The 23,899-nt window shown below is 53.0% G+C and carries 26 protein-coding genes; 18 read left to right on the forward strand and 8 right to left on the reverse strand.

Annotated features, from left to right (window positions below; translation table 11 throughout):
- The first annotated feature begins 3 nt into the window (after positions 1 to 3).
- Positions 4 to 912 carry a glycosyltransferase family 2 protein gene (locus tag ACWYRJ_RS06080; RefSeq protein WP_249576491.1) on the forward strand — a complete coding sequence of 303 codons (909 nt, stop codon included), beginning with the start codon at positions 4 to 6 and terminating at the stop codon, positions 910 to 912.
- A complete protein-coding gene (locus ACWYRJ_RS06085; protein ID WP_111964304.1) occupies positions 900 to 2,111 on the forward strand; it encodes an O-antigen ligase family protein in 1,212 nt (403 codons plus the stop codon). Before ACWYRJ_RS06080 ends, ACWYRJ_RS06085 begins: the two co-directional genes overlap by 13 nt.
- Positions 2,112 to 2,134: 23 nt before the next feature.
- Here ACWYRJ_RS06085 and ACWYRJ_RS06090 read toward each other — a convergent pair whose 3' ends face one another.
- Complete coding sequence (locus tag ACWYRJ_RS06090) at positions 2,135 to 3,091, reverse strand: polysaccharide deacetylase family protein (protein ID WP_115876706.1); 957 nt, start codon at positions 3,089 to 3,091, stop codon at positions 2,135 to 2,137.
- A 150-nt stretch (positions 3,092 to 3,241) separates the two neighbouring features.
- Here ACWYRJ_RS06090 and rfaQ point away from each other — a divergent pair, with 150 nt between their 5' ends.
- The 7 genes from rfaQ (at position 3,242) to coaD (ending at position 10,135) form a co-directional block, all read left to right on the forward strand.
- Positions 3,242 to 4,312 carry a putative lipopolysaccharide heptosyltransferase III gene (gene rfaQ / locus ACWYRJ_RS06095; protein ID WP_455507571.1) on the forward strand — a complete coding sequence of 357 codons (1,071 nt, stop codon included), beginning with the start codon at positions 3,242 to 3,244 and terminating at the stop codon, positions 4,310 to 4,312.
- Positions 4,309 to 5,436, forward strand: coding sequence for a glycosyltransferase family 4 protein (locus tag ACWYRJ_RS06100; protein ID WP_455507572.1), 1,128 nt, complete (start codon positions 4,309 to 4,311; stop codon positions 5,434 to 5,436). The genes rfaQ and ACWYRJ_RS06100 overlap by 4 nt, the downstream gene beginning before the upstream one ends.
- A gap of 2 nt (positions 5,437 to 5,438) precedes the next feature.
- Entirely contained in the window at positions 5,439 to 6,539 is a 1,101-nt protein-coding gene (locus ACWYRJ_RS06105; protein WP_223580886.1) for a glycosyltransferase, read from the forward strand.
- A gap of 11 nt (positions 6,540 to 6,550) precedes the next feature.
- Positions 6,551 to 7,540 carry a glycosyltransferase gene (locus ACWYRJ_RS06110; protein WP_455507573.1) on the forward strand — a complete coding sequence of 330 codons (990 nt, stop codon included), beginning with the start codon at positions 6,551 to 6,553 and terminating at the stop codon, positions 7,538 to 7,540.
- A 67-nt stretch (positions 7,541 to 7,607) separates the two neighbouring features.
- Positions 7,608 to 8,882, forward strand: a complete 1,275-nt coding sequence (gene waaA, locus ACWYRJ_RS06115) for a lipid IV(A) 3-deoxy-D-manno-octulosonic acid transferase (RefSeq protein ID WP_029740803.1) — start codon at positions 7,608 to 7,610, stop codon at positions 8,880 to 8,882.
- The gene (locus ACWYRJ_RS06120; protein ID WP_149367273.1) at positions 8,882 to 9,652 is read left to right on the forward strand and encodes a glycosyltransferase family 2 protein; all 771 of its coding nucleotides are present in this window, start codon (positions 8,882 to 8,884) and stop codon (positions 9,650 to 9,652) included. Before waaA ends, ACWYRJ_RS06120 begins: the two co-directional genes overlap by 1 nt.
- A 3-nt stretch (positions 9,653 to 9,655) precedes the next feature.
- Entirely contained in the window at positions 9,656 to 10,135 is a 480-nt protein-coding gene (coaD, locus tag ACWYRJ_RS06125; protein ID WP_111964298.1) for a pantetheine-phosphate adenylyltransferase, read from the forward strand.
- 2 nt (positions 10,136 to 10,137) lie between these two features.
- Here coaD and mutM read toward each other — a convergent pair whose 3' ends face one another.
- The 4 genes from mutM to radC all read right to left on the reverse strand — a co-directional run bounded on the left by mutM (position 10,138) and on the right by radC (position 12,333).
- On the reverse strand, positions 10,138 to 10,947 hold the full coding sequence (gene mutM, locus ACWYRJ_RS06130) for a bifunctional DNA-formamidopyrimidine glycosylase/DNA-(apurinic or apyrimidinic site) lyase (protein WP_223580875.1): 810 nt from the start codon (positions 10,945 to 10,947) through the stop codon (positions 10,138 to 10,140).
- Between the two features lie 72 nt (positions 10,948 to 11,019).
- The gene (gene rpmG, locus ACWYRJ_RS06135; RefSeq protein WP_003024094.1) at positions 11,020 to 11,187 is read right to left on the reverse strand and encodes a 50S ribosomal protein L33; all 168 of its coding nucleotides are present in this window, start codon (positions 11,185 to 11,187) and stop codon (positions 11,020 to 11,022) included.
- 22 nt (positions 11,188 to 11,209) lie between these two features.
- A complete protein-coding gene (gene rpmB, locus ACWYRJ_RS06140) occupies positions 11,210 to 11,446 on the reverse strand; it encodes a 50S ribosomal protein L28 (protein ID WP_002436699.1) in 237 nt (78 codons plus the stop codon).
- Between the two features lie 218 nt (positions 11,447 to 11,664).
- Positions 11,665 to 12,333 (reverse strand): RadC family protein, encoded by a 669-nt coding sequence (gene radC, locus ACWYRJ_RS06145; protein WP_143344485.1) that lies wholly within the window; start codon positions 12,331 to 12,333, stop codon positions 11,665 to 11,667.
- Positions 12,334 to 12,505: 172 nt separating this feature from the next.
- On the opposite strand from radC, the gene coaBC reads away from it, so the two are divergent.
- From coaBC to slmA, 3 genes are all read left to right on the forward strand, one after another.
- Positions 12,506 to 13,717: a bifunctional phosphopantothenoylcysteine decarboxylase/phosphopantothenate--cysteine ligase CoaBC gene (gene coaBC, locus ACWYRJ_RS06150; RefSeq protein WP_223582511.1), complete on the forward strand. Its 1,212-nt coding sequence runs from the start codon at positions 12,506 to 12,508 to the stop codon at positions 13,715 to 13,717.
- Positions 13,695 to 14,153 carry a dUTP diphosphatase gene (dut, locus tag ACWYRJ_RS06155; RefSeq protein WP_008502691.1) on the forward strand — a complete coding sequence of 153 codons (459 nt, stop codon included), beginning with the start codon at positions 13,695 to 13,697 and terminating at the stop codon, positions 14,151 to 14,153. The genes coaBC and dut overlap by 23 nt, the downstream gene beginning before the upstream one ends.
- Before the next feature lie 120 nt (positions 14,154 to 14,273).
- On the forward strand, positions 14,274 to 14,870 hold the full coding sequence (slmA, locus tag ACWYRJ_RS06160; protein ID WP_008502690.1) for a nucleoid occlusion factor SlmA: 597 nt from the start codon (positions 14,274 to 14,276) through the stop codon (positions 14,868 to 14,870).
- A gap of 85 nt (positions 14,871 to 14,955) precedes the next feature.
- Here the strand turns inward: slmA and pyrE are convergent, their stop codons facing one another.
- On the reverse strand, positions 14,956 to 15,597 hold the full coding sequence (gene pyrE, locus ACWYRJ_RS06165; RefSeq protein WP_115876714.1) for an orotate phosphoribosyltransferase: 642 nt from the start codon (positions 15,595 to 15,597) through the stop codon (positions 14,956 to 14,958).
- Positions 15,598 to 15,663: 66 nt separating this feature from the next.
- Positions 15,664 to 16,380: a ribonuclease PH gene (rph, locus tag ACWYRJ_RS06170; protein ID WP_149367274.1), complete on the reverse strand. Its 717-nt coding sequence runs from the start codon at positions 16,378 to 16,380 to the stop codon at positions 15,664 to 15,666.
- Between the two features lie 125 nt (positions 16,381 to 16,505).
- Between rph and ACWYRJ_RS06175 the strand changes: the two genes are divergently transcribed.
- Positions 16,506 to 17,369 (forward strand): YicC/YloC family endoribonuclease, encoded by an 864-nt coding sequence (locus ACWYRJ_RS06175; RefSeq protein WP_090420358.1) that lies wholly within the window; start codon positions 16,506 to 16,508, stop codon positions 17,367 to 17,369.
- A gap of 205 nt (positions 17,370 to 17,574) precedes the next feature.
- Positions 17,575 to 18,192 carry a trimeric intracellular cation channel family protein gene (locus ACWYRJ_RS06180; protein WP_455507574.1) on the forward strand — a complete coding sequence of 206 codons (618 nt, stop codon included), beginning with the start codon at positions 17,575 to 17,577 and terminating at the stop codon, positions 18,190 to 18,192.
- Positions 18,193 to 18,194: 2 nt separating this feature from the next.
- Here the strand turns inward: ACWYRJ_RS06180 and ligB are convergent, their stop codons facing one another.
- Positions 18,195 to 19,865, reverse strand: coding sequence for an NAD-dependent DNA ligase LigB (gene ligB / locus ACWYRJ_RS06185; RefSeq protein ID WP_455507575.1), 1,671 nt, complete (start codon positions 19,863 to 19,865; stop codon positions 18,195 to 18,197).
- Between the two features lie 251 nt (positions 19,866 to 20,116).
- On the opposite strand from ligB, the gene gmk reads away from it, so the two are divergent.
- From gmk to trmH, 4 genes are read left to right on the forward strand one after another with little or no spacing between them, the layout of a single operon-like run.
- Positions 20,117 to 20,740, forward strand: a complete 624-nt coding sequence (gene gmk / locus ACWYRJ_RS06190; RefSeq protein ID WP_010426438.1) for a guanylate kinase — start codon at positions 20,117 to 20,119, stop codon at positions 20,738 to 20,740.
- A 54-nt stretch (positions 20,741 to 20,794) separates the two neighbouring features.
- Complete coding sequence (rpoZ, locus tag ACWYRJ_RS06195; protein WP_000135058.1) at positions 20,795 to 21,070, forward strand: DNA-directed RNA polymerase subunit omega; 276 nt, start codon at positions 20,795 to 20,797, stop codon at positions 21,068 to 21,070.
- Positions 21,071 to 21,089: 19 nt separating this feature from the next.
- Positions 21,090 to 23,204, forward strand: coding sequence for a bifunctional GTP diphosphokinase/guanosine-3',5'-bis pyrophosphate 3'-pyrophosphohydrolase (gene spoT / locus ACWYRJ_RS06200; RefSeq protein ID WP_455507576.1), 2,115 nt, complete (start codon positions 21,090 to 21,092; stop codon positions 23,202 to 23,204).
- Positions 23,205 to 23,208: 4 nt separating this feature from the next.
- Complete coding sequence (gene trmH, locus ACWYRJ_RS06205; RefSeq protein ID WP_047059694.1) at positions 23,209 to 23,898, forward strand: tRNA (guanosine(18)-2'-O)-methyltransferase TrmH; 690 nt, start codon at positions 23,209 to 23,211, stop codon at positions 23,896 to 23,898.
- Position 23,899: the final 1 nt, after the last annotated feature.

The following is a 23,899-nucleotide window of genomic DNA, read 5'->3' on the forward strand; positions in this document are numbered from 1 at the left end:
ACTATGGCTTTTCTAAGCATCATTATTGCCGCGCATAACGCTAAAGATACGCTTCACGCAACCCTGGAAAGCCTGCAAAACGCAATTGATGGTGCGGGCAACGATGTAGAGATCATTATCTTTAACGACAGCTCCAATGACTCAACGCAGGATATTATTGAAGCATGGCTGCCAGCGTTTCCGAATGCCCAATCCCGATACGTTGAGTACCGTAACGTAGGTCATGTTCGAAACAGTGCCCTCTCGCTGGCCTCAGGTGAATATATTACCATGCTGGATAGCGATGACCGATTGAAACCAGGCAGCATCAGGGACGCAGTGGCCTTTCTCAAAAAAGAACACCCTGATATGTTACTGACGCGCCTGCTGGAAATTCGCGACACTAAGAAAATCACCGCCGACTGGCAGGATTTCTCTCCTGTTGCTTTGTCACAGCATGAAGCAATAAAGCGGTTCCTGCAGCACAAAGATTTTCAGGCACATCTCATCGGGCAATTCATGCATCGAAAATTGTATGCAAACAACCCGATTCCTTCGATGATCTGCTATGAAGATTTCGCCGTATTTCCCGGCATGCTGATGCAATCGAGTAAAATAGTTTATCAGCGTCAGGGACACTATTATTACATTAAACGTAGCGACAGTTTGTCGAGTCGACTCGACGCCAGTAAAATCGCTATGCTGGTTGAATGCACACTACAGATGGAAAAAACATTTCCGCCATCATTTAGACACCTTGTGAATTGTCACTGGTTTGATATTTACAGTAACCACCGCAAGCATCTGACTGACCAGCAACTCAAACTGGTTAAGCAGCGGGTAAACGCTCTTTATTCTTTCTCTTTTTTCTTCTCCAGAGATGTACGTTTCAGCTACAAAAAAAGGGTCATTGAGGCATTATGGAAAAAGTAAAACTGCGGCTTTATCAGCTTACGCTGATTTTGAGCCTTATTTCGCTTGCGCTGGCGCTGCTGAGTTCAGGGAAGCAGCGCGAGTTTTTCTATATTGCAATTTATGCCAGCATCATCGGTTTAGCTTGCGAATATAAAAAGATCACAGTGCGCCCTTTTACTATCGCATTGCCGATTTTATTAATCGGGTTGCTTAATCTTAGCTGGTATATGGTGTATGAGTATCATAGTGAGGGTTTGAACGTTTATAGCGACTATCTCGGTGCAAGTAAAAAATTGATTCTGGCGAGTATCCTTATATTCTATCTTGACCGGTTTAAGTCTTACATTGATCAAGCATCCTTCCAGAAATATTTCTTATACGCTTCTGGTGCTGGGTTTATTCTTGCTACTGGCTATGGCTTATGGCAAGCATCACAGGGTATGGGGCGTATCGAGATGGCCATAAACCGTGCAACCGTGTCGGCCTATGTTTACTCTGTACTGTCACTGGCGTTTGTATACAGCCTTTATCTACAAAAAAATATAAAACTGTATGTAGCCGCAGGACTCATTATCTTAATCTCTTACTTTGTCATTCTTCTAACGGGCACGCGTGCCGCAATGGGATTATATTTACTCCTGGCGATTATACTCACGCTCTACCACTTCAGAAGAATACACCTTAAATCAACGTTGATTTTCTTATGCATTGTGGCGGGCATTGTTGTCGTTAGCTACAAGCCATTAATTTTACCAAAGATACAACAAACACAAATTGAAGTTGAAAATTACCAAAAAGGTAATGATGCAACCTCGCTCGGCGCACGTTTCTCTATGTGGAGTGTGGGTATTCAAAACGGACTTGCCCATCCTTTAGGGCAATCAGTTGAAGACCGCGAAGTATGGACACAGCAATATGTGAAAAATGGGCATCCACATCTTGCGGCCGCACTCGAGTTTATCAAAGTGCATCTGCACAATGAGTTTATTGAAAAATATTCACTGCAAGGGATCCCCGGGCTAGCGATATTACTCTTTGCCTATATATCGATGTTCGCTTACGCACTAAAAAACAAAAATGGTCTGCTGCTGACGACCCTGCTTCTTTTATTACTCTACGGCATGACGGACGTCATACTATTGAGTTCAGAGGCCTTAATTTTCTTTGTCACCGTGTTTGCGCTGAGTACACCTTTTTCGCAAACCAGGCAACGTTAATGATAGTGCCCGCCTCGCGGGCATTATTTTTTCTTGTATTGATAAAACTCCGCCAGCGTCATCCCTACCGTCTTATCGGATAACCAGCCAAAGAGCGTTTCTAAATCCTGATACAACCCTTCTATCGCTGCCTCATCTTTAAAAGTAGGACTTCCGCCTGGCATAAATTCCGACGAATGAAGCATAAACTCCACGTACTCACTTCCTCGAGAAAGGCATTGCTGTGCGACCTGAATCATTTGCGCCGCATTCCCACCGGACGGTCTTAGCCAGTTGACGGACGGGGAACGGTATTTACCCCGAAGCCGATCGTAACCCTGTTTGAACGTGTTCAACCACGCCGGGTGCTTATACTGAATGCTCATCGGCACTTCGAGTAATGGACTATTACCTGCCCGGGAAATATTGTCTAAGTCCATGAAATAGGCGTGGTCGGGGAAATGCTGATAATCCGTTCCGCCATTACCCTGCGGGGAGCCTTTCGCATTGCGCCAGTTCACGCGTGGCGTCACGGAGCAATCAACCTGGTAACCCAGTTCAACGAGCAATTTTGCATAGCGACTGTCAAATGCCCAACGTCCGGCACGGTGGCTTAACATTTTGGTCTGGAAGGTCTCTTCCAGCAGTCGGGTCATGAACAGCACTTTCTCGCGCATCATCTCATCGGAAAATTCAATCAGATAAGGCTGCCAGCGCCAGTCATCTCCCGTGAGATCGTGTTCCGGCGGGCTATTCCATGCGTGGAGGTGCATTCCCACCTCCCCCTGACCGCGGGCGATCGCGTCCCTTGCGAATTCGATGAAAACGGGCTCGATCGCCATCTCATAATTGGTCAGCCACACGGGCTTAAAGCCGAAACGCTCGCAAAGCGTCTGGAAACGCGCCAGATAGCGCGCATTTTCCGTTTTAATGACGCGGTGATTTTGCCAGAGATTATCGCCCTCAGTATCAATTGTGATGATAAACGCTGGTTTGTTCATAATGAGTCCGCAAGACAGGAAAGTTAGCGCTATGTTACGCACTCTCCAAAGCATGAGTAAACCCTTCCAGGGAAATTACTGAGATTATGGAGAAAGAGTGCAAGTCGCTAACAGGTCTATTAGAATTGCCATCAGTACAACGCCGATAAGATGATGATGAATAACTTACCTGACACACCTGATTTACGCATTTTACTTATCAAACTCCGCCATCATGGCGACATGTTGCTGACCACTCCCGTCATTGATTCGTTACGTCAAAAATGGCCGCAGGCGCAGATTGATGTCCTGCTGTATGAAGAAACGCGCGATATGCTCGCCGCGCATCCAGCGATCGGTACAATTTATGGAATCGATCGCAAATGGAAACAGCTGGGCACGCTAAAGCATCTTCAAAAAGAGTGGCAGTTGTTGTGTGCGTTAAGAAATCAGCATTATCATCTGGTGATTAACCTTGCCGATCAATGGCGTAGCGCGATCGTTACCCGTTTCACCGGTGCCCCCGTTCGCCTCGGATTCGCGTTTAACAAACGCAACAGTGCGTTCTGGCGTTTTTGTCATACCGACCTGGTCTCTGTCGACGGCCATAAATCCCTGCATACGGTCGAACAGAATCTCTCCATTTTGGCACCATTGCCGATCGCGCCACAGCCTGCCGTAACCATGGCCTATACCGAAGAAGACTGGGATCATGCCCGTCAAAGATTGACGCAGAAGGGTGTGGGCGACAGCTATATTGTGATCCAGCCGACGTCCCGCTGGTTCTTTAAATGCTGGAGCGAAGACAAGATGGCGCAAACCATGACTGCACTGCAGCAGGATGGTCATACGATTGTGCTCACCGCGGGGCCGGATAAAAAAGAGCTGGCGATGATCGATCGCATTCTCGCTGCCGCACCCAAAACCGGCGTGGTTTCGCTGGCAGGCCAGTTGACGCTGCGTCAACTGGCTTCGCTTATCGATCATGCCTCTCTGTTTATTGGCGTTGACTCCGTTCCAATGCATATGGCCGCCGCGCTGCAAACGCCCTGCGTGGCATTGTTTGGTCCATCAAAACTGACATTCTGGTCACCGTGGCAGGTTAAAGGGGAAGTGATTTGGGCCGGCGATTACGGCCCGCTGCCCGATCCGGATGCCATTGATACTAAAACGAAAGAACGCTATCTCGATGCCATTCCTGTTGATGGAGTCGTCTCCGCTGCAAGGAGATATCTGTCATGAAAAACCATCGTCTGGCCATTGTTCGCCAAAAATATCGCCCTGATGGCGGGGCAGAGCGCTTCGTTTCGCGAGCTCTCACCGCATTGAGCAATCAGAACCTTGAACTCAACGTCATCACGCGTGAGTGGCAGGGAGAGAAGCAAGACGACTGGCATATCCACATTTGCAACCCTCAAAAATGGGGCCGCATCAGTCGAGAACGCGGGTTTGCACAAGCCGCGCGCGCGCTGTGGCAGCAACAGCAGTTTGATATTGTTCAAAGCCATGAGCGCATCCCGGGTTGTGATATCTATCGCGCGGGTGATGGAGTGCATCGTCGCTGGCTGCTTCAGCGCGCGCGCATTTTACCTGCCTGGCGTGCGCAAATGCTGATGTATGACCGCTATCACCGCTACGTGATGCGTGCGGAACGGGACATGTATCAGGCACCTGAGTTAAAAGCCGTAATTTGTAATGCGGAGATGATCAAACGCGAAATCGTTGAAGACTTTGATATTGACGCAAATAAAATCCATGTGATTTATAATTCTATTGATTCCAGCCGATTCGTTCCGGCCCAGGAGACGCAACGTGCGATTTTGCGCCAACAATTTGGTTTGCCGGTCAATGCGGTGGTGTTCTGTTTTGTAGGATCAGGGTTTGAACGAAAAGGCTTGGCGAGCGCCATACGCGCTATTGCTGGAACATCGGCCTGGCTGATTGTGGTTGGACAAGATAAAGCAGAAAATCGTTATCGCGACCTCGCCCGTTCGTTAGGCTGCGAGGGGCAAATCTGTTTCCTGGGGGTGCAAAAAGAAACTCTGCCTTTTTATCAGCTATCCGATGGTTTACTGTTACCAACGCTGTATGATCCCTTTCCTAACGTTATTCTTGAAGCGATGGCCTGCGGCTTGCCCGTCATTACTTCAGAGAGTTGCGGTGGTGCAGAGTTTATTCAACAAGGCCAGAACGGATTTTATTGTGACGCGCTTGATATCAGTACATTGAAGGAAGCGGTAGCCGCTATCCCTTCACTGGAAAAAAATAACAATATGGGACGAGCAGCACGTGAACGTGTAAAAGACGCCACTCCCGAAAAACTGTCAAGTCAGCTTATTACGCTTTATCAAAAATTACTGGATTAAAAATGCGCATCCTAATGATTATTGATGGTTTACCCGGTGGAGGAGCTGAAAAAACGGTTCTTACACTCTCCCGCGGATTAATAGATATGGGGCATCAGGTCTCTCTATTCTCTCTGCGGAAAGTGTGCGACTACGCCATCCCGGAGGGCATCGATTATCAGGTTGTTCAGGACACATGTAAAAAACCGTGGCGAAAGCTGACGGAAATTCCACGCCGCGCCCAATTGCTGGATCAAGCTATTGAGCGGGCTGAACGCAGCGGCAAATTTGATGTGGTGTTCTCTCATCTGCACAAAACAGACCGGATTGTGGCGCACTGCCGCGCCCTTGAACGTAACAAAGTTTGGTTCTGCGTGCATGGCATGTTCTCGTTCTCCTATCTTCGCCATCGCAGCGGGCTTTCGCGCTGGTTTAAACATCTTAAAATTCGTCATACCTACGAAAACCGCAACGTCGTCGCCGTCTCAGGCGCCGTGTTGAACGATCTTTCCGAGACGCTGGCACTCAATCTTCGACGCAAAGCGGTTATCCATAATCCTTTCGATATTCCTGAAATTCAGCGTCTGGCGGATGCGCCCTTCGAGATGCAGGGAAAGGATTACATCATTCATGTTGGCCGCTTCCATGAGCACAAACGCCACGACCGTCTCTTACGTGCGTTCGCCCTGAGTAAAATTGACACAACGCTGGTCATGATGGGCAATGGATCTGACGCTCAAATTCAAAAACTCAAGCAGCTTGCCCGCGATTTGGGCATTGAAAACAAAACGGTTTTCCGCCCGTTCGAGTCCAATCCCTATCCCTGGATTAAAGGGGCACGCCTTTTAGTGTTAAGTTCTGACTGCGAAGGTTTTGGTAATGTGCTGGTCGAAGCCATTATCTGCCAGACGCCACCGGTCAGTACAAATTGCCCAGGAGGCCCTGCCGAAATCCTTACCGGGGCTTTAGCGCGCGGGCTGGCAGAGTTAAATGACGAGTCACTTGCAAAAACGCTGGCGGATATTTATACCGCCCCGCCGGTCGTTGGCGATGCAACCATCGCGTCGTTCGGTATCAGTGCCATTTGCCAGCAATATATTGCTCTGGTCGACAATCAAAAATAATCAGGTTTTTTATGCAAAATTCTGCCCCATTGTTAAGCGTGGTGGTTGCCGTTTATAACGGTGAAGCTTTCCTGGATCAGTTCTTTACCTGCCTTGTCAATCAACGCATCGACAGCATGGAAGTCATCATTGTCAATGACGGCTCTACTGACCGCTCGATGGAGATCGTCGAGAAATGGCGAGAAGAACTGCCGCAGATGCAGGTCATAGAACAGCAAAACCAGGGTGTATCCATCACGCGTAATACCGGTCTGGCCGTTGCGACGGGTCAATATCTCTCTTTCCCGGATATTGATGATGTCTTTAAACCAGGCATGTACCAGCGCCTGCTGGATATGGCCGTCACGCAGGATCTGGATGTCGCCACCTGTAACGGGAACTACGTCTGGGAGAATAACAAGAAGCCCTCGCGCCCGATTTTTCCTGAAGACAAACTGGCTTCGACAGGGGTCATGGCTGGCCCTGCGTGGTTAAAAATGGCGTTGGATTCTCGCAAATTCCTTCACGTCACCTGGCTGAACATCTATCGCCACGACTTTATCCGTAAACACAGCTTCCATTTTGAACCCGGCCTGCGCCATCAGGATATTCCGTGGACCACCGAAGTGCTGCTCGCGGCAGAGCGGGTTCAGTACACCAGTGAACGTTATTACGACTACTACATTCACTCTGCATCGGTATCCCATATGCCGGACAATGACGACACGCTGATTCGTTCCGCGCGTCACTACATGAAAATCCTGCAGATGCTCGACGCCATTAATCAGCGTTACCCGGATAAGGTAAAAGGGATCCCTGCCTGCCACTGGCAAATTGCCAAAGAGGGGCTGGGAATTATTCACACCTTCGACAACATGAAGGATGAGAAGAAGAAATCAATGATTATTAAAGAATTCTTCGAAACAGGCATCTGGAAACTCATCTGGAAAAGTGCAAAAAGTCCGCGTCTGCGCTGGCGGCTGGGTAGACGTTATTTCCGTTTGAAACGGTATCTGGCATAAGAGATAGCTTTACCTGGCCTAAATGCTTAGAATTTGCCCGCCGAAACTAAAAAAAACGGATAATCGCTTGGAATTGTTGTATACCGCTCTGCTCTACATCATTCAGCCACTGGTGTGGCTGAGACTGTTGCTTCGTAGCCGGAAAGCGCCTGCGTATCGCAAACGCTGGGCTGAACGCTATGGCTTCTGCCGCAATAAAGTCGTACCGGACGGTATTTTGCTGCATTCTGTTTCTGTTGGTGAAACGCTGGCGGCGATCCCGCTGGTTCGCGCCTTGCGTCACCGCTACCCTTCACTGCCAATCACCGTCACGACGATGACGCCAACCGGCTCGGAGCGCGCGTTATCCGCTTTCGGTAAAGACGTGCAGCATGTTTATCTGCCTTACGATCTGCCCTGCGCCATGAATCGTTTCCTCAACACCGTGCGCCCGAAGCTGGTGATCGTGATGGAAACCGAACTGTGGCCGAACATGATTTCCGCCCTGCATGCCCGTAAAATTCCGCTGGTGATTGCCAACGCGCGCCTGTCAGAGCGCTCGGCGAAAGGCTACGGCAAGCTGGGCAAATTTATGCGCCGCCTGCTCAGTAAGATCACGCTGATTGCCGCGCAGAATGAAGAAGATGCAGCACGCTTTATCTCTCTGGGCCTGAAACGCAACCAGCTTGCGGTAACGGGAAGCCTGAAATTTGATATTTCCGTTACCCCTGAACTCGCCGCTCGCGCCATCACGCTGCGTCGCCAGTGGGCTCCACGTCGTCAGGTCTGGATTGCAACCAGTACCCATGATGGCGAAGAAGAGATCATCCTGCAGGCTCACCGCAAGCTGCTGGAAAAATTCCCTGATTTACTGCTGATCCTCGTGCCTCGCCATCCGGAGCGTTTTAAAGATGCCCGTGAAATGGTCCAGAAAGGCGGCTTCAGCTTCACGCTGCGCAGCAGCGGTGAAATCCCTTCCGGCAGCACCCAGGTGGTGATTGGCGATACGATGGGCGAGCTGATGCTGCTGTACGGCATTGCTGACCTCGCGTTTGTCGGTGGTAGCCTGGTCGAGCGCGGCGGTCATAACCCGCTGGAGCCGGCAGCCCACGCCATTCCGGTGCTGATGGGACCGCACACGTTTAACTTCAAAGACATCTGCGCGAAATTACAGCAGGCCGATGGTTTAATTACCGTGACCGATGCGGATTCGGTGGTCAAAGAGGTATCGACCCTTCTGACTGACGAAGATTATCGCCTGTGGTACGGCCGCCATGCCGTCGAAGTGCTGCACCAGAACCAGGGCGCACTGACCCGTCTGCTGCAGCTTCTGCAACCTTATCTGCCTCAGCGGAGCCACTAATGTCAACGCGTCTGTCGGTCGTGATGATCGCCAAAAACGCCGCCGACCTGCTTCCGGACTGCCTGGCGTCGGTTGCCTGGGCTGACGAGATTGTCGTGCTCGACTCCGGAAGTACGGATGATACGGTAGACGTTGCCCGGGCTGCGGGCGCAAAAGTCTTTACCGATACGGACTGGCAAGGCTATGGCATCCAGCGCCAGCGCGCGCAGGGCTATGCCACCGGTGATTATGTATTGATGCTCGACACTGACGAGCGCATCACGCCGGAGCTTCAGCAGGCCATTCAGGCGGTGCTTTCTTCGCCCCAGCCTGGCGCCGTATACAGCATTGCCCGCCGCAACTACTTCCTTGGCCGTTTTATGCGCCACAGCGGCTGGTATCCCGATCGCGTGATGCGCCTCTACGAGCGCGAGCGGTATCAGTACAACGACAATCTGGTTCATGAATCCCTGAGCTGCGATAGCGCCCAGGTCATCCCCCTGACGGGCGATTTGCTGCACCTGACCTGCCGTGATTTCGCGAGCTTCCAGCGTAAACAGCTTAACTATGCCACCGCATGGGCGCAGGAGCGTCACCAGCGCGGCAAGAAGGCCTCGCTGACGGGTATCTTCACCCATACGCTGGGCGCGTTTCTGAAAACGCTGCTGCTGCGTGGTGGCGTGCTGGACGGTAAGCAGGGCTGGTTACTCGCGGTAGTAAATGCCCAGTATACTTTCAACAAATACACCGAGCTGTGGGCGCTCTGCCGCGGCTACTCAGAGAAAACGTGAGCCATGAGCACAAAAGCGATTTATCCGGGTACCTTCGATCCGATCACCAACGGTCATCTTGATATCATCACCCGTGCGGCGAGCATGTTCGATAAGGTGATCCTGGCCATTGCCGCCAGCCCCAGCAAAAAGCCGATGTTTGATCTCAACGAGCGCGTGCAGCTCGCCACCGATGCCATTTCGCACCTACCGAATGTTGAGGTGGTCGGGTTTAGCGATCTGATGGCTAACTTCGCCCGCGCTCAGCAGGCCAATATTCTGATCCGAGGTTTACGCGCGGTAGCAGACTTCGAGTATGAGATGCAGCTGGCGCACATGAACCGCCACCTGATGCCGGAGCTGGAAAGCGTGTTCCTGATGCCCTCCAAAGAGTGGTCGTTTATCTCGTCCACGCTGGTAAAAGAGGTGGCGCGCCATCATGGGGACGTAACCCATTTCCTGCCGGTTAACGTCCACCAGGCGTTGATGGAAAAGCTCAAGTAGCCCTATTTCTGGCACTGACGGCAGTAGAACGTGGCGCGCTGGGCGTGCTTCGTGGCAATCACTGGCGTGCCGCAGACTCTGCACGGTTCGCCTTTACGGCCATAGACCTGCAGCTCCTGGGCAAAATAGCCCGGCTTGCCGTCACTTTGCAGGAAGTCCTTCAGCGTTGTTCCCCCCTGTTCAATCGAGCGCAGCAATACGGCTTTAATCACCCGGACCAGTAGCTCGCACTCCTCCGCCGACAGCGAAGAGGCCAGCCGATCGGGATGGATCCCGGCTGCAAACAGCGATTCGCTGGCATAGATATTCCCCACGCCGACCACCAGCTTGTTATCCATCAGCCAGGGCTTAATCGGGCTTTTCTTCTTCGCACACTTTGCCTTGAGGTATTCCGCGTTAAACGCGTCTGAGAGCGGCTCGGGGCCCAGATGCGCAAGCACGTTATGCCCTTCAAGCTCCTTCGTCCACAGCCACGCGCCAAAGCGCCGTGGGTCGGTGTAACGGAGCACTTTGCCGTTACTCATCACCAGATCGACGTGGTCGTGCTTTTCCGCCGGCAGTTCTTCGGTAAGAATACGCAGGCTCCCGGACATCCCCAGGTGGATAATAATCCAGCCGTCGGGCAGCTCCAGCAGCAGGTATTTCGCGCGACGCTGTACGCTCAGGACGGGTTTGTCACTTAACGCGTGGATCTCATCGGACACCGGCCAGCGCAGACGTCCATTGCGGACCACCGCGTGAAGAATCGTCGCGCCGACCAGATGGGGCTCAATACCGCGGCGGCTGGTTTCTACCTCAGGTAATTCAGGCATGGTTCCTCCGTTGAGATACAGAATGCAAAAAACCCCGCAGTTGCGGGGTTTTTCGTTACAAGGAGACTAAAATTATTTGATTTTAGCTTCTTTGTACAGTACGTGCTGGCGTACAACTGGATCGAATTTTTTCAGTTCCAGTTTTTCCGGCTTAGTACGTTTGTTCTTCGTGGTGGTGTAGAAGTGACCTGTACCAGCAGAAGAAACCAGCTTGATTTTCTCGCGAATACCTTTAGCCATGATTTATTTCCTCTTTAAGTACTTAGTACTTTTCGCCACGGGCACGCAGTTCGGACAGAACTGTATCGATGCCTTTCTTATCGATTACACGCATACCTTTAGCAGATACGCGCAGGGTGACAAAACGCTTCTCGCTCTCAACCCAGAAACGGTGAGAGTGCAGGTTCGGCAGGAAACGGCGTTTAGTCGCGTTCAGTGCGTGGGAACGGTTGTTACCGGTCACCGGACGCTTGCCAGTAACTTGGCAGACTCGGGACATGTCTATTCTCCAAAAATCAAATTAGCTCGAGCTTCGTATGGGGTATCGGCGCCTCGTCAGGCTTTACAGCCCGGTCATCGCATAGTTCTAAGTGAACTCTCGATTGCCAGGCCCAAATGCCAAACCCGAGATTCTCAAAGGTGGCGTAGTATACGCTGACTCGGCGGTGTGCTCAAGTCCCGAACAGACAAAGATCCCGATGGATCGCGAGAAATAGCCTAAATCCAGCCATGTTCTGCGAAAGAAATGTACTCACCGCGGCCAATTATCAGATGGTCCAGCACACGAATGTCCATGAATTGACAGCATTTGATAATGCGTTCGGTGATTTCTTTGTCAGCTCTGCTCGGTTCTGCACAGCCAGAGGGGTGATTATGCGCGAGGATCACGCCCGCTGCATTCACTTTTATCGCTTCCCGCACAATTTCACGCGGATGCACCTCAACGTGGCTCAATGTGCCCGCAAAGAGACAGCTATGTTTAAGCACTCGATTTCTGTTATCGACAAAGATCACCATAAAGATCTCGCGTTCAATATCGGTTAACTGACTTTGCAGGAATTCACGCGTCATTTCTGGCGTCAGGATCGGATCTTCCTTCTCCATGCGGACATTATAAAAACGGCGGGCAAGTTCAGCTATTCCCCTCAACTGGGCATATTTCGCCACGCCGATCCCCTCTACGTGCTTAAACTGCGCCAGATCGGCGGTCAGTAAACCGTACAGCGAACCGAAATGTGCTATCAGCTCTTTTGCCAGCGTAAATACCGTTTTTCCGGGCGTTCCGGTACGTAAAAAGAGCGCCAGCAGTTCATCGTCTTTTAACAGGGTGACGCCATAGCGCAGCAGTTTTTCGCGCGGCAGCAGCTCCTCATCCTTTTCTTCCATGCCCTTTCTCCCTTTTTTAACCTCATGCTGCCACAGGCCAATCCGTCGCTCGACGACCACATTGCGTTCTTGCGTAGCGGCTCGCAAAGTGGCCGAAGGACAAAATCACCCCGCTTTGGGGATTGTGATAAAATGCCTGCTCTCTGGTGAAACCCAACAGGAAAGAATCATGATGAGCCTGGCCGGTAAAAAAATCGTTCTTGGCGTGAGCGGCGGCATTGCTGCTTATAAAGCGCCGGACCTCGTGCGTCGCCTGCGCGAGCGAGGGGCTGACGTGCGGGTCGCGATAACCGAAGGCGGTAAAGCCTTTATCACTCCCCTGAGCCTGCAGGCCGTTTCAGGATACCCGGTTTCTGACAGCCTGCTCGATCCGGCCGCCGAAGCCGCGATGGGCCATATTGAACTGGGTAAATGGGCAGACCTGGTTATCCTCGCCCCCGCCACGGCCGATTTAATCGCTCGGGTGGCAGCCGGTATGGCAAACGACCTGGTTTCCACCATTTGTTTGGCCACGCCTGCGCCTGTTGCCGTCGTTCCTGCTATGAACCAGCAGATGTACCGTAATGTGGCCACCCAGCACAATCTTGAGACGCTGGCCTCACGCGGACTGCTTATCTGGGGACCGGACAGCGGCAGCCAGGCCTGCGGCGACGTTGGCCCGGGTCGCATGCTTGATCCGCTGACGATTGTTGATATGGCCGCCGCCCATTTTTCGCCTGTCAACGATCTGCAACATCTCAACATCATGATTACCGCGGGCCCTACGCGCGAACCGCTGGACCCGGTGCGCTATATCACCAATCACAGCTCCGGTAAGATGGGTTTTGCCATTGCCGCCGCAGCGGCGAAGCGCGGCGCGAACGTCACGCTGGTGAGCGGCCCGGTATCGCTGCCTACCCCTGCGTTTGTGAAGCGAATTGACGTTACCACCGCGCTGGAGATGGAAGCCGCCGTGCAGGCACATGCTCAAAGCCAGCAGATTTTTATCGGCTGTGCAGCCGTTGCAGACTATCGTGCCGAGACGATCGCCGAGGCTAAAATTAAAAAGCAAGGCGATGAATTAACAATAAAAATGGTGAAAAACCCGGACATCGTTGCCGGTGTCGCCGCACTAAAAAGCCATCGTCCATACGTTGTTGGGTTTGCCGCAGAAACGAATAATGTGGAAGAATATGCCCGGCAAAAACGCACCCGCAAAAACCTCGATTTGATTTGCGCGAACGACGTATCGCTGGCCACACAGGGATTTAACAGCGACAGCAACGCACTGCACCTTTTCTGGCAGGATGGAGATAAAGTCTTACCGCTTGAGCGCAAGGAACTCCTGGGCCAACAATTACTGGACGAGATCGTTACCCGTTATGATGAAAAAAATCGACGTTAAGATTCTGGACCCGCGTGTTGGCGAGCAATTCCCGCTGCCAACCTATGCCACCTCCGGCTCTGCCGGTCTTGACCTGCGCGCCTGTCTCGATGACGCCGTAGAACTGGCTCCGGGTGCCACTACCCTGGTTCCAACGGGCCTGGCGATTCACATTGCTGACCCGTCTCTGGCAGCGGTGATCCTGCCGCGTTCTGGTCTGGGCCATAAGCACGGCGTTGTGCTGGGTAACCTGGTGGGTCTGATTGACTCCGACTATCAGGGTCAACTGATGGTCTCCGTCTGGAACCGTGGTCAGGACAGCTTCACCATTGAACCAGGCGAGCGTATCGCACAGATGGTCTTTGTACCGGTGGTACAGGCAGAATTTAACCTGGTGGCAGACTTTGACGCCACCGACCGTGGCGAAGGCGGCTTCGGCCATTCCGGGCGCAAATAACGGCCCGAAAGACACGTATCTCACAGCGTCATAATGCAATAACAAACCGCAAACGCCAGTTTGCGGTCGCTGTGTGGATGCCAGCCTGGCAAGTGCTTATTTTCAGGGGTATTTTGTAACATGGCAGAAAAACAAACCGCGAAAAGGAATCGTCGCGAAGAAATACTTCAATCTCTGGCTCTGATGCTTGAATCCAGCGATGGCAGTCAACGCATCACCACCGCTAAACTGGCCGCCTCTGTGGGCGTGTCTGAGGCGGCGCTGTACCGGCATTTTCCGAGCAAGACCCGGATGTTCGACAGTCTGATCGAGTTTATTGAAGACAGCCTGATCACGCGCATCAACCTGATTCTGAAAGACGAAAAAGACACCACCGCGCGTCTGCGTCTGATTGTGCTGTTAATCCTGGGCTTCGGTGAACGCAATCCGGGCTTAACCCGTATCCTTACCGGCCACGCGCTGATGTTTGAACAGGACAGACTGCAGGGCCGCATTAACCAGCTTTTCGAGCGTATTGAAGCGCAGCTGCGCCAGGTACTGCGCGAAAAGAAAATGCGTGAGGGCGAAGGTTACAGCATTGATGAAACGCTGCTGGCGAGCCAGATTCTGGCGTTTTGTGAAGGCATGCTCTCCCGGTTTGTGCGTAGCGAATTCAAATACCGTCCAACGGACGATTTTGATGCCCGCTGGCCGTTAGTGGCAGCACAATTACAGTAACGCTATCGCCGGATGGCGGCTTCGCCTTATCCGGCTTACAAACTGGTAGTAGGCCCGGTAAGCGTTTCGCCTCCGGGCAATGCAATTAAACCCCGAACTCTTCGCGATACGCTTTTACCGCTGCCAGATGGTCCGCCATCTCAGGCTTCTCTTCCAGATACGCAATCAGCTCTTTTAGGGTGATAATCGACGTCACTTTACAGCTGTAATCGCGCTCAACTTCCTGAATAGCGGAAATTTCACCGCGACCACGCTCCTGACGATCCAGAGAAATCAGCACGCCAGCAAGCGTCGCACCGTTGGCCTGGATAATCTCCATCGATTCGCGGATCGCCGTACCCGCGGTGATCACGTCATCGACCAGCATGACGCGGCCCTGCAGTGTGCTGCCGACCAGATTTCCGCCTTCACCGTGGGTTTTAGCCTCTTTGCGGTTAAAGCAGTACGGCACGTCGCGGTCATGGTGTTCCGCCAGCGCCACCGCTGTAGTGGTCGCAATCGGAATGCCTTTATAGGCCGGGCCAAACAGCAGGTCAAAATCAATCCCGGAATCCACCAGCGCTTCGGCATAGAAACGGCCTAACAGTGCCAGATCGCGCCCGGTATTAAACAGCCCGGCGTTGAAGAAATAGGGACTCTTACGCCCGGATTTCAGCGTAAACTCGCCAAACTTAAGTACCTGCTTGTTAAGCGCAAACTCAATAAACTGGCGCTGATACGATTTCATGGATTTGCTCCTTTGGTTTTTCTGTCTTACAGGCAAAAAAAAGGCGACTCATTGGTCGCCTTAAAATCAATTTTTTAACGCCGCTTTCTGCGTCGTTACAATGGATTCGATTCCCCCTCGGGCCAACGCCAGCAGGGAGAGAAGCTCGTCGTGGGTGAACGGCTCGCCTTCCGCCGTGCCCTGTACTTCAATGATGCGACCGTCTTCGGTCATCACCACGTTCATGTCGGTCTCGGCGGCAGAATCTTCAACGTATTCCAGATCGCAAAGCGCTTCACCGTTAACGATACCCACGGACACCGCCGCAACCATACCTTTCATTGGGTTGGTTTTCAGCTTACCGGCCGCAACCAGCTTGTTAAGGGCATCAGCCAGCGCCACGCATGCGCCAGTAATGGACGCCGTACGCGTACCGCCGTCTGCCTGAATAACGTCGCAGTCCAGCGTGATGGTGAATTCGCCGAGGATTTTCAGATCAACGGCTGCACGCAGCGCACGCGCGATCAGACGCTGAATTTCCATGGTACGACCGCCCTGCTTGCCCTTTGCCGCTTCACGGGCATTACGGGTGTGGGTCGCACGCGGCAGCATGCCGTACTCTGCGGTGATCCAGCCCTGGCCCTGACCTTTCAGGAAACGCGGAACGCCTTCTTCAATGGACGCGGTGCACAGAACCTTCGTGTCACCAAACTCAACCAGCACGGAGCCTTCAGCGTGTTTTGTATAGTTACGGGTCAGGGTGACGGGACGCACCTGATTGGCGCTACGACCTGATGGACGCATGATGGATTCTCCGGCTTGAAACGAATGTGGCTGCGCATTATACGGATAAAGGACGCTTATTCCTATCCTGAGAAGCCCCCGAAAGCTATAATCCCCCCATCTCTCCTTTAAAAACGGGAATGTCTATGATCCGCAGTATGACCGCCTACGCCCGGCGTGAAATCAAGGGTAGCTGGGGTAGCGCCACATGGGAAATGCGCTCGGTAAACCAGCGTTACCTGGAAACGTATTTCCGTATGCCGGAGCAGTTCCGCAGCCTTGAGCCTGTCGTACGTGAACGTATCCGTACGCGTCTGACGCGCGGGAAAGTGGAATGTAACCTGCGCTTTGAGCCTGATGCCAGCGCACAGGGCGAACTGATCCTCAACGAAAAACTGGCGAAACAGCTCGTGAATGCGGCGAACTGGGTCAAAATGCAGAGCGATGAAGGCGAAATCAACCCGGTTGATATTCTGCGCTGGCCTGGCGTCATGGCCGCCGGTGAACAGGATCTGGATGCCATTGCCGCTGAAATCCTGGCAGCCCTCGACGGCACGCTGGACGACTTTATCGTTGCCCGTGAAACCGAAGGCCAGGCGCTGAAAGCGATGATTGAGCAGCGCCTTGAAGGCGTGAGCACCGAAGTAGCCAAAGTCCGCGCCCATATGCCAGAAGTGCTGCAATGGCAGCGCGAGCGTCTTGTCGCCAAACTGGAAGAAGCGGAAGTTCAGCTGGAAAACACCCGTCTGGAACAAGAGCTGGTGCTGATGGCGCAGCGTATCGATGTCGCTGAAGAGCTGGACCGTCTGGAAGCGCACGTTAAAGAAACCTACAACATTCTGAAGAAGAAAGAAGCTGTGGGCCGCCGTCTGGACTTTATGATGCAGGAGTTTAACCGCGAGTCGAACACCCTGGCGTCTAAGTCGATCAATGCAGAAGTGACGAATTCAGCGATTGAGCTGAAAGTGCTGATTGAGCAGATGCGCGAGCAGATCCAGAATATCGAGTAATGCATTTCGGGTGGTGTCGATGGTGCCACCCATTACTATTTCTAATCCATCTCAGCGCCTATTTTTGTTTTTTACCGCTGCTCATCAAGCCCATTCAACCTATCCTGATAAAAATTTATAGGGCAAACCTGGTCGCCTTAGAAAATCTCAATCGTGATCTTGCGCACAAATCGCTAACCTCCCACGCGTTCACACCGGAGGGTATATGCTGCTTCACATCCTTTATCTCATTGGCATCACCGCAGAATCCATGACCGGCGCACTTGCCGCCGGACGTCGCCGTATGGACACCTTCGGCGTAATCATTATTGCTACAGCGACCGCACTGGGCGGCGGTTCCGTGCGCGATATTCTGCTTGGCCATTACCCGCTCAGCTGGGTTAAACACCCTGAGTATGTGATTATCGTGGCAACGGCCGCCGTGTTAACCACCATCGTGGCGCCCGTTATGCCCCATCTTCGCCGCCTGTTCCTGGTGCTTGATGCGCTGGGGCTGATCGTCTTTTCGATCATCGGTGCGCAAATCGCACTCGATATGGGTGAAGGCCCGGTAATCGCCACCATTGCTGCCGTGGTCACGGGCGTATTCGGCGGCGTGCTGCGCGATATGTTCTGCAAACGTATTCCTCTGGTCTTTCAAAAAGAGCTGTATGCTGGCATCTCCTTTGCGGCAGCGGTGCTCTATATTGCCCTGCAGCATTACGTTTCAAACCATGATGTCGTGGTCATCTCGACGCTACTGTTTGGCTTTACGGCCCGCATGCTGGCGCTGCGTCTTAAGCTTGGACTACCCGTTTTTCATTACAAACACAGCGCACACTAGCTTCAGAACCCGTTGATGTGCTGTTCAGCGAGCCATTTCGCCAGCACATCAATTTGAGGCGCGTGCAGCCAGTTAATGATTTGTCGCGCTTTCTCCTCGCCCGTTCCCGGCAGGGTCTGCCAGTCCTTTGCGTTGCGCCCGCTCATCTTCTGCCACGATATGTCTCCCATTGCCTTCAGCGAAGACTGCGACATTGGCACACCCAATGCCATGAGCCAGCGGATAAAAGGCTTCTCGCGCACCAGATTAAATCGGTGCCAGAGCGCCAGCCCGCGCGCAGAGGAAAATCCCGGTAAAGCCTGCAGCTGCGCCTGCGTTAATAACAGCCACGAAAAGAGATGTTCAAAATGATGCGCCTGCCAGAGGGTTCGCCAGCCTGACTCGCCTAATCCATCAATATCAAGTACCTGCTTTGAACTAAGCCAGGTCAGCCGGGCAAAGAACTGTTCCATACACTCCGGTGAAGCATAGAAACAGCTAAGAGAATGATAACGTGGGGCCGGAGGCTCTGGTTTATGTCTGTCCGTTCCACGCCAGAGCACCTTATCAAACCGGGGGATACCTTGCCCGGCCAGGCTGACCTGGATCTGATCCCCCGGGGCAATATCCAGCCCCTGCCAGCGCGCAACCGAGCCCAGACTCACCCTCTGCACCTGTTTATCATCCAGTTGCACGGGTTCCAGCGCTGCTACAACGGAAATTTTGCCCGTTCGCCCCACGGAAAAATGAATATCACTCACCTCGGCGACCTGGGCTGCAGGAGGATATTTCCACGCGACGACCCAGCTGCCTTCTCCCGGTAACCAATCTTCGCCCGCGGGTTCATCCTCCGAACGCACCACAATGCCATCCGTGGCAAAGGGTAATGCGCTTACGTGCCAGGCCGCGCGCTGTTTCTCAACGGCATCAACAGAATCGGTGGGTAACGTATACCGTGCCGACAGCGTAAAACCGGCCTGAGACAGTTCAGCTAGAGATGTATGCATGTCTTTCGGTCCGTCAGGCCAGGCCCAGATGAATACGCCGAGCTTATTCGATAGCGCGTTATCCTTTTGCCGCATCATCGCACCCGCAACTTTTGCGCGAGCATTCACCCCGCCCATCTGCCGCTGGACGTGCTTGTCGCTTAACCAGAAAAGCTCGCCCTGTAAGACGCTATTTGCCAACTTGCCGGTGAGCTTTTGCGGAACAGACGGGATTAAACGTACCTTATCGGTCCAGTCTTCCCCTTTCAGGCCATCACCTCGACTAATGGCCTGGGTTAACTTTCCGTCACGATAGACCAGCGTTACCGCCACACCGTCAACTTTGGGCTGCATCCACAGATGTTGCCGCGCGAGCATCCACTGACTCAGCGCCTCTTTGCTGGCCACTTTATGTACGCCCGTATGGGCGACAGGATGTTTTACGCTCCCCGTCAGGGTAGGGAGTTTCTCTCCTGAAGGTTCACTGCCGAAACAGTGCTGCCACTTCGTTAACCGCCCGTGAAGCTGGTCGTAAACTTCGTCGTTGACCTCGCTCACCCCCTCCTTCCAGTAAGCGTTATCCCAGCGTTTGATTTGCGCGCTTAACGACGCCATCTCTTTCTCTGCTTTTGCCTGCGACCACACTGGGCAAACCGCCGCGCCATAGCCACACCACAACAACATTACCCCGCTTATCCATCGCCACATCGCTACCCCTCCTTTGCATTGCAGGAGGTATACCCTGATGCCTGAAACAACGCTAACGGCAACGTTTCACAATGCGAGACGCTATCCGGTATTTCTTTTGGTGGCTGAAAACCACAGATAAAACCTGAAAACGGCACGCAAAATTCAATAATCCGAGGGAAAAAGTGTGACAAAGACTACGTCACACGGCGGTGACGTGTATAATAAGCCCGTATGTAGGACTTCTTCGTTAACACATACAAAAGACTCTCATGGCTCAAGGCACGCTTTATATTGTTTCTGCCCCTAGCGGCGCGGGTAAATCCAGCCTTATTCAGGCACTGTTAAAAACCCAACCGTTGTACGACACACAGGTTTCTGTTTCTCATACCACGCGAGCGCCGCGTCCGGGTGAAGTGCACGGTGAACACTATTTCTTTGTGGATCACGACGAATTCAGAGCGATGATCGGCAGAGACGCGTTTCTTGAACACGCTGAAGTATTTGGTAATTACTACGGTACCTCGCGTGAAACCATTGAGCAGGTTCTGGCCACGGGCGTGAATGTGTTTCTGGATATCGACTGGCAGGGTGCGCAGCAAATTCGCAAGAAAATGCCTGACTCGCGCAGTATCTTTATTTTACCGCCATCGAAAGATGAGCTGGATCGCCGCCTGCGTGGGCGCGGCCAGGACAGCGAAGAAGTGATCGCAAAGCGTATGGAACAGGCTGTTGCAGAAATGAGCCATTACGCGGAATATGATTACCTAATTGTGAATGATGATTTTGATGCCGCGCTGAGCGATCTCAAAACCATTCTTCGTGCAGAACGTCTGCGTATGAGCCGCCAGAAGCAGCGACATGACGCATTAATCACCAAACTGTTGGCAGACTGAACCCACTTTCAGTATCATGCCCAGTCATTTCTTCACCTGTGGAGCATTTTAAGTATGGCACGCGTAACTGTTCAGGACGCTGTAGAGAAAATTGGTAACCGTTTTGACCTGGTGCTGGTCGCCGCGCGTCGCGCTCGTCAGATGCAGGTAGGCGGTAAAGATCCGCTGGTACCGGAAGAAAACGATAAAACCACCGTTATTGCACTTCGCGAAATCGAAGAAGGTCTGATCAACAACCAGATCCTCGACGTGCGTGAGCGCCAGGAGCAGCAAGAGCAGGAAGCCGCAGAACTGCAGGCCGTAACCGCTATTGCTGAAGGTCGTCGTTAATTAAACCTGCGGGTCGCCCTTGTATCTGTTTGAAAGCCTGAATCAACTGATTCAAACCTACCTGCCTGAAGACCAGATTAAGCGTCTTCAGCAGGCGTATCTCGTTGCACGTGACGCTCACGAGGGCCAGACACGTTCAAGCGGTGAACCCTATATCACGCACCCGGTAGCGGTGGCCTGTATTCTGGCCGAGATGAAACTCGACTACGAAACGCTCATGGCCGCTCTGCTGCACGACGTGATCGAAGATACCCCTGCCACTTATCAGGACATGGAACAGCTGTTTGGCAAAAGCGTTGCCGAACTGGTGGAAGGGGTCTCTAAGCTTGATAAGCTGAATTTCCGCGACAAGAAAGAGGCGCAAGCCGAAAACTTCCGCAAGATGATTATGGCGATGGTGCAGGATATCCGCGTCATTCTCATCAAACTCGCTGACCGTACCCACAACATGCGCACGCTGGGCTCACTTCGTCCGGATAAACGTCGCCGTATTGCCCGTGAAACCCTCGAAATTTACAGCCCGCTGGCGCACCGTTTAGGTATTCACCACATTAAAACCGAGCTGGAAGAGCTGGGTTTTGAAGCGTTGTACCCGAACCGTTATCGCGTCATTAAAGAGGTGGTGAAAGCCGCACGCGGTAACCGTAAAGAGATGATTCAAAAAATCCTCTCTGAAATCGAAGGGCGCTTGCAGGAAGCGGGAATTCCGTGCCGCGTTAGCGGTCGCGAGAAACACCTGTACTCCATCTACTGCAAAATGGTGCTCAAAGAGCAACGTTTTCACTCGATCATGGATATCTACGCCTTCCGCGTGATCGTCCATGACTCGGACACCTGTTATCGCGTGCTGGGGCAGATGCACAGCCTCTACAAGCCGCGTCCGGGGCGCATGAAAGATTATATCGCCATTCCAAAAGCGAACGGCTATCAATCTTTGCATACCTCGATGATTGGTCCGCACGGCGTGCCTGTTGAGGTGCAAATTCGCACCGAAGACATGGACCAGATGGCAGAGATGGGTGTAGCCGCACACTGGGCCTATAAAGAGCACGGCGGCGAAAGCAGTACGACCGCACAAATCCGCGCCCAGCGCTGGATGCAGAGCCTGCTGGAACTTCAGCAGAGTGCGGGCAGCTCGTTTGAATTTATCGAGAGCGTTAAATCCGATCTCTTCCCGGATGAGATTTACGTTTTCACCCCAGAAGGTCGCATTGTCGAACTGCCTGCGGGCGCAACGCCGGTCGATTTCGCTTACGCCGTGCATACCGATATCGGGCATGCCTGCGTCGGCGCGCGCGTCGACAGGCAGCCTTATCCGCTGTCTCAGCCGCTCTCCAGCGGCCAGACGGTAGAAATTATTACCGCGCCGGGCGCACGTCCGAACGCGGCCTGGTTGAACTTTGTCGTAAGCTCCAAAGCACGCGCCAAAATTCGCCAGCTGCTGAAAAACCTCAAGCGTGATGATTCCGTCAGTCTGGGACGTCGGCTGCTCAACCACGCGTTGGGCGGTAGCCGTAAGCTGGCGGAGATCCCACCGGAGCATATCCAGCGCGAACTCGACCGAATGAAGCTCACGTCTCTGGACGATCTGCTGGCGGAAATTGGTCTGGGCAACGCCATGAGTGTCGTAGTAGCGAAAAACTTGCAGCAGGGCGAAGCGACATCTTCTGCTCCAGGCGCATCTGGCCATGCTCATTTGCCGATTAAAGGCGCGGACGGGGTGCTGATCACCTTCGCAAAATGTTGCCGCCCAATTCCTGGCGACCCGATTATTGCGCACGTCAGCCCGGGCAAAGGGCTGGTTATCCACCATGAATCCTGTCGTAACATTCGCGGCTACCAGAAAGAAGCCGAGAAGTTTATGGCGGTCGAGTGGGATAAAGAGACCGCGCAGGAATTTATCACCGAAATTAAGGTGGATATGTTCAACCACCAGGGTGCCCTGGCGAACCTGACGGCAGCGATCAACACGGCCTCTTCCAACATTCAGAGTCTGAATACGGAAGAAAAAGATGGCCGCGTTTATAGCGCCTTTATTCGTCTGACCGCCCGCGACCGCGTACATCTGGCGAATATTATGCGCAAGATCCGCGTCATGCCGGACGTGATTAAAGTCACCCGAAACCGAAACTAGGTTTATGAATTCACAACGTTATGCACGTATCTGCGAAATGCTCGCCAGGCGTCAGCCTGACCTGACGGTCTGCATGGAGCAGGTGCATAAACCTCATAACGTCTCTGCCATCGTCCGTACCGCAGATGCTGTCGGTGTGCATGAAGTGCACGCCGTCTGGCCGGACGGCCGTATGCGAAATACGGTCTCAGCGGCGGCAGGCAGCAACAGCTGGGTGTCCGTCAAAAATCATCACACCATTGGCGAAGCCGTATCGCACCTGAAAGGGCGCGGGATGCAGATCCTTGCCACTAACCTGTCCGCTAAAGCCGTAGATTTCCGCGAGATCGACTACACCCGCCCGACCTGCATTTTAATGGGTCAGGAGAAAACCGGGATCTCCCAGGAAGCGCTGGATCTGGCGGATCGGGACATCATCATTCCGATGATCGGCATGGTCCAGTCTCTCAACGTCTCCGTGGCGTCCGCGCTCATTCTTTATGAAGCGCAGCGCCAGCGTCAGAACGCGGGGATGTACGAGCGCAGCAACAGCATGCTGCCGGAAGATGAACAGCAGCGCCTGCTGTTTGAAGGTGGTTATCCGGTGCTGGCTCGCGTTGCGAAGCAGAAAAAATTGCCTTACCCCCACGTCAACGCGCAGGGCGAAATTGAAGCCGATGCCGAGTGGTGGGCCACCATGCAGTACGCCGGGTAAG

This window comes from Enterobacter sp., from assembly GCF_977039595.1.

Coding starts and splice junctions, on each gene's coding strand:
- ACWYRJ_RS06120 (WP_149367273.1), top strand. CDS start 8,882: ATGTCAACGCGTCTGTCGGTCGTGATGATCGCCAAAAACGCCGCCGAC.
- ACWYRJ_RS06100 (WP_455507572.1), top strand. CDS start 4,309: ATGAAAAACCATCGTCTGGCCATTGTTCGCCAAAAATATCGCCCTGAT.
- radC (WP_143344485.1), bottom strand. CDS start 12,333: ATGGAAGAAAAGGATGAGGAGCTGCTGCCGCGCGAAAAACTGCTGCGC.
- dut (WP_008502691.1), top strand. CDS start 13,695: ATGATGAAAAAAATCGACGTTAAGATTCTGGACCCGCGTGTTGGCGAG.
- rfaQ (WP_455507571.1), top strand. CDS start 3,242: ATGATGATGAATAACTTACCTGACACACCTGATTTACGCATTTTACTT.
- ACWYRJ_RS06105 (WP_223580886.1), top strand. CDS start 5,439: ATGCGCATCCTAATGATTATTGATGGTTTACCCGGTGGAGGAGCTGAA.
- ACWYRJ_RS06110 (WP_455507573.1), top strand. CDS start 6,551: ATGCAAAATTCTGCCCCATTGTTAAGCGTGGTGGTTGCCGTTTATAAC.
- rpoZ (WP_000135058.1), top strand. CDS start 20,795: ATGGCACGCGTAACTGTTCAGGACGCTGTAGAGAAAATTGGTAACCGT.
- ACWYRJ_RS06090 (WP_115876706.1), bottom strand. CDS start 3,091: ATGAACAAACCAGCGTTTATCATCACAATTGATACTGAGGGCGATAAT.
- mutM (WP_223580875.1), bottom strand. CDS start 10,947: ATGCCTGAATTACCTGAGGTAGAAACCAGCCGCCGCGGTATTGAGCCC.
- rph (WP_149367274.1), bottom strand. CDS start 16,380: ATGCGTCCATCAGGTCGTAGCGCCAATCAGGTGCGTCCCGTCACCCTG.
- coaD (WP_111964298.1), top strand. CDS start 9,656: ATGAGCACAAAAGCGATTTATCCGGGTACCTTCGATCCGATCACCAAC.
- gmk (WP_010426438.1), top strand. CDS start 20,117: ATGGCTCAAGGCACGCTTTATATTGTTTCTGCCCCTAGCGGCGCGGGT.
- coaBC (WP_223582511.1), top strand. CDS start 12,506: ATGAGCCTGGCCGGTAAAAAAATCGTTCTTGGCGTGAGCGGCGGCATT.
- pyrE (WP_115876714.1), bottom strand. CDS start 15,597: ATGAAATCGTATCAGCGCCAGTTTATTGAGTTTGCGCTTAACAAGCAG.
- ACWYRJ_RS06080 (WP_249576491.1), top strand. CDS start 4: ATGGCTTTTCTAAGCATCATTATTGCCGCGCATAACGCTAAAGATACG.
- ligB (WP_455507575.1), bottom strand. CDS start 19,865: ATGTGGCGATGGATAAGCGGGGTAATGTTGTTGTGGTGTGGCTATGGC.
- rpmB (WP_002436699.1), bottom strand. CDS start 11,446: ATGTCCCGAGTCTGCCAAGTTACTGGCAAGCGTCCGGTGACCGGTAAC.
- ACWYRJ_RS06180 (WP_455507574.1), top strand. CDS start 17,575: ATGCTGCTTCACATCCTTTATCTCATTGGCATCACCGCAGAATCCATG.
- ACWYRJ_RS06085 (WP_111964304.1), top strand. CDS start 900: ATGGAAAAAGTAAAACTGCGGCTTTATCAGCTTACGCTGATTTTGAGC.
- slmA (WP_008502690.1), top strand. CDS start 14,274: ATGGCAGAAAAACAAACCGCGAAAAGGAATCGTCGCGAAGAAATACTT.
- ACWYRJ_RS06175 (WP_090420358.1), top strand. CDS start 16,506: ATGATCCGCAGTATGACCGCCTACGCCCGGCGTGAAATCAAGGGTAGC.
- rpmG (WP_003024094.1), bottom strand. CDS start 11,187: ATGGCTAAAGGTATTCGCGAGAAAATCAAGCTGGTTTCTTCTGCTGGT.
- trmH (WP_047059694.1), top strand. CDS start 23,209: ATGAATTCACAACGTTATGCACGTATCTGCGAAATGCTCGCCAGGCGT.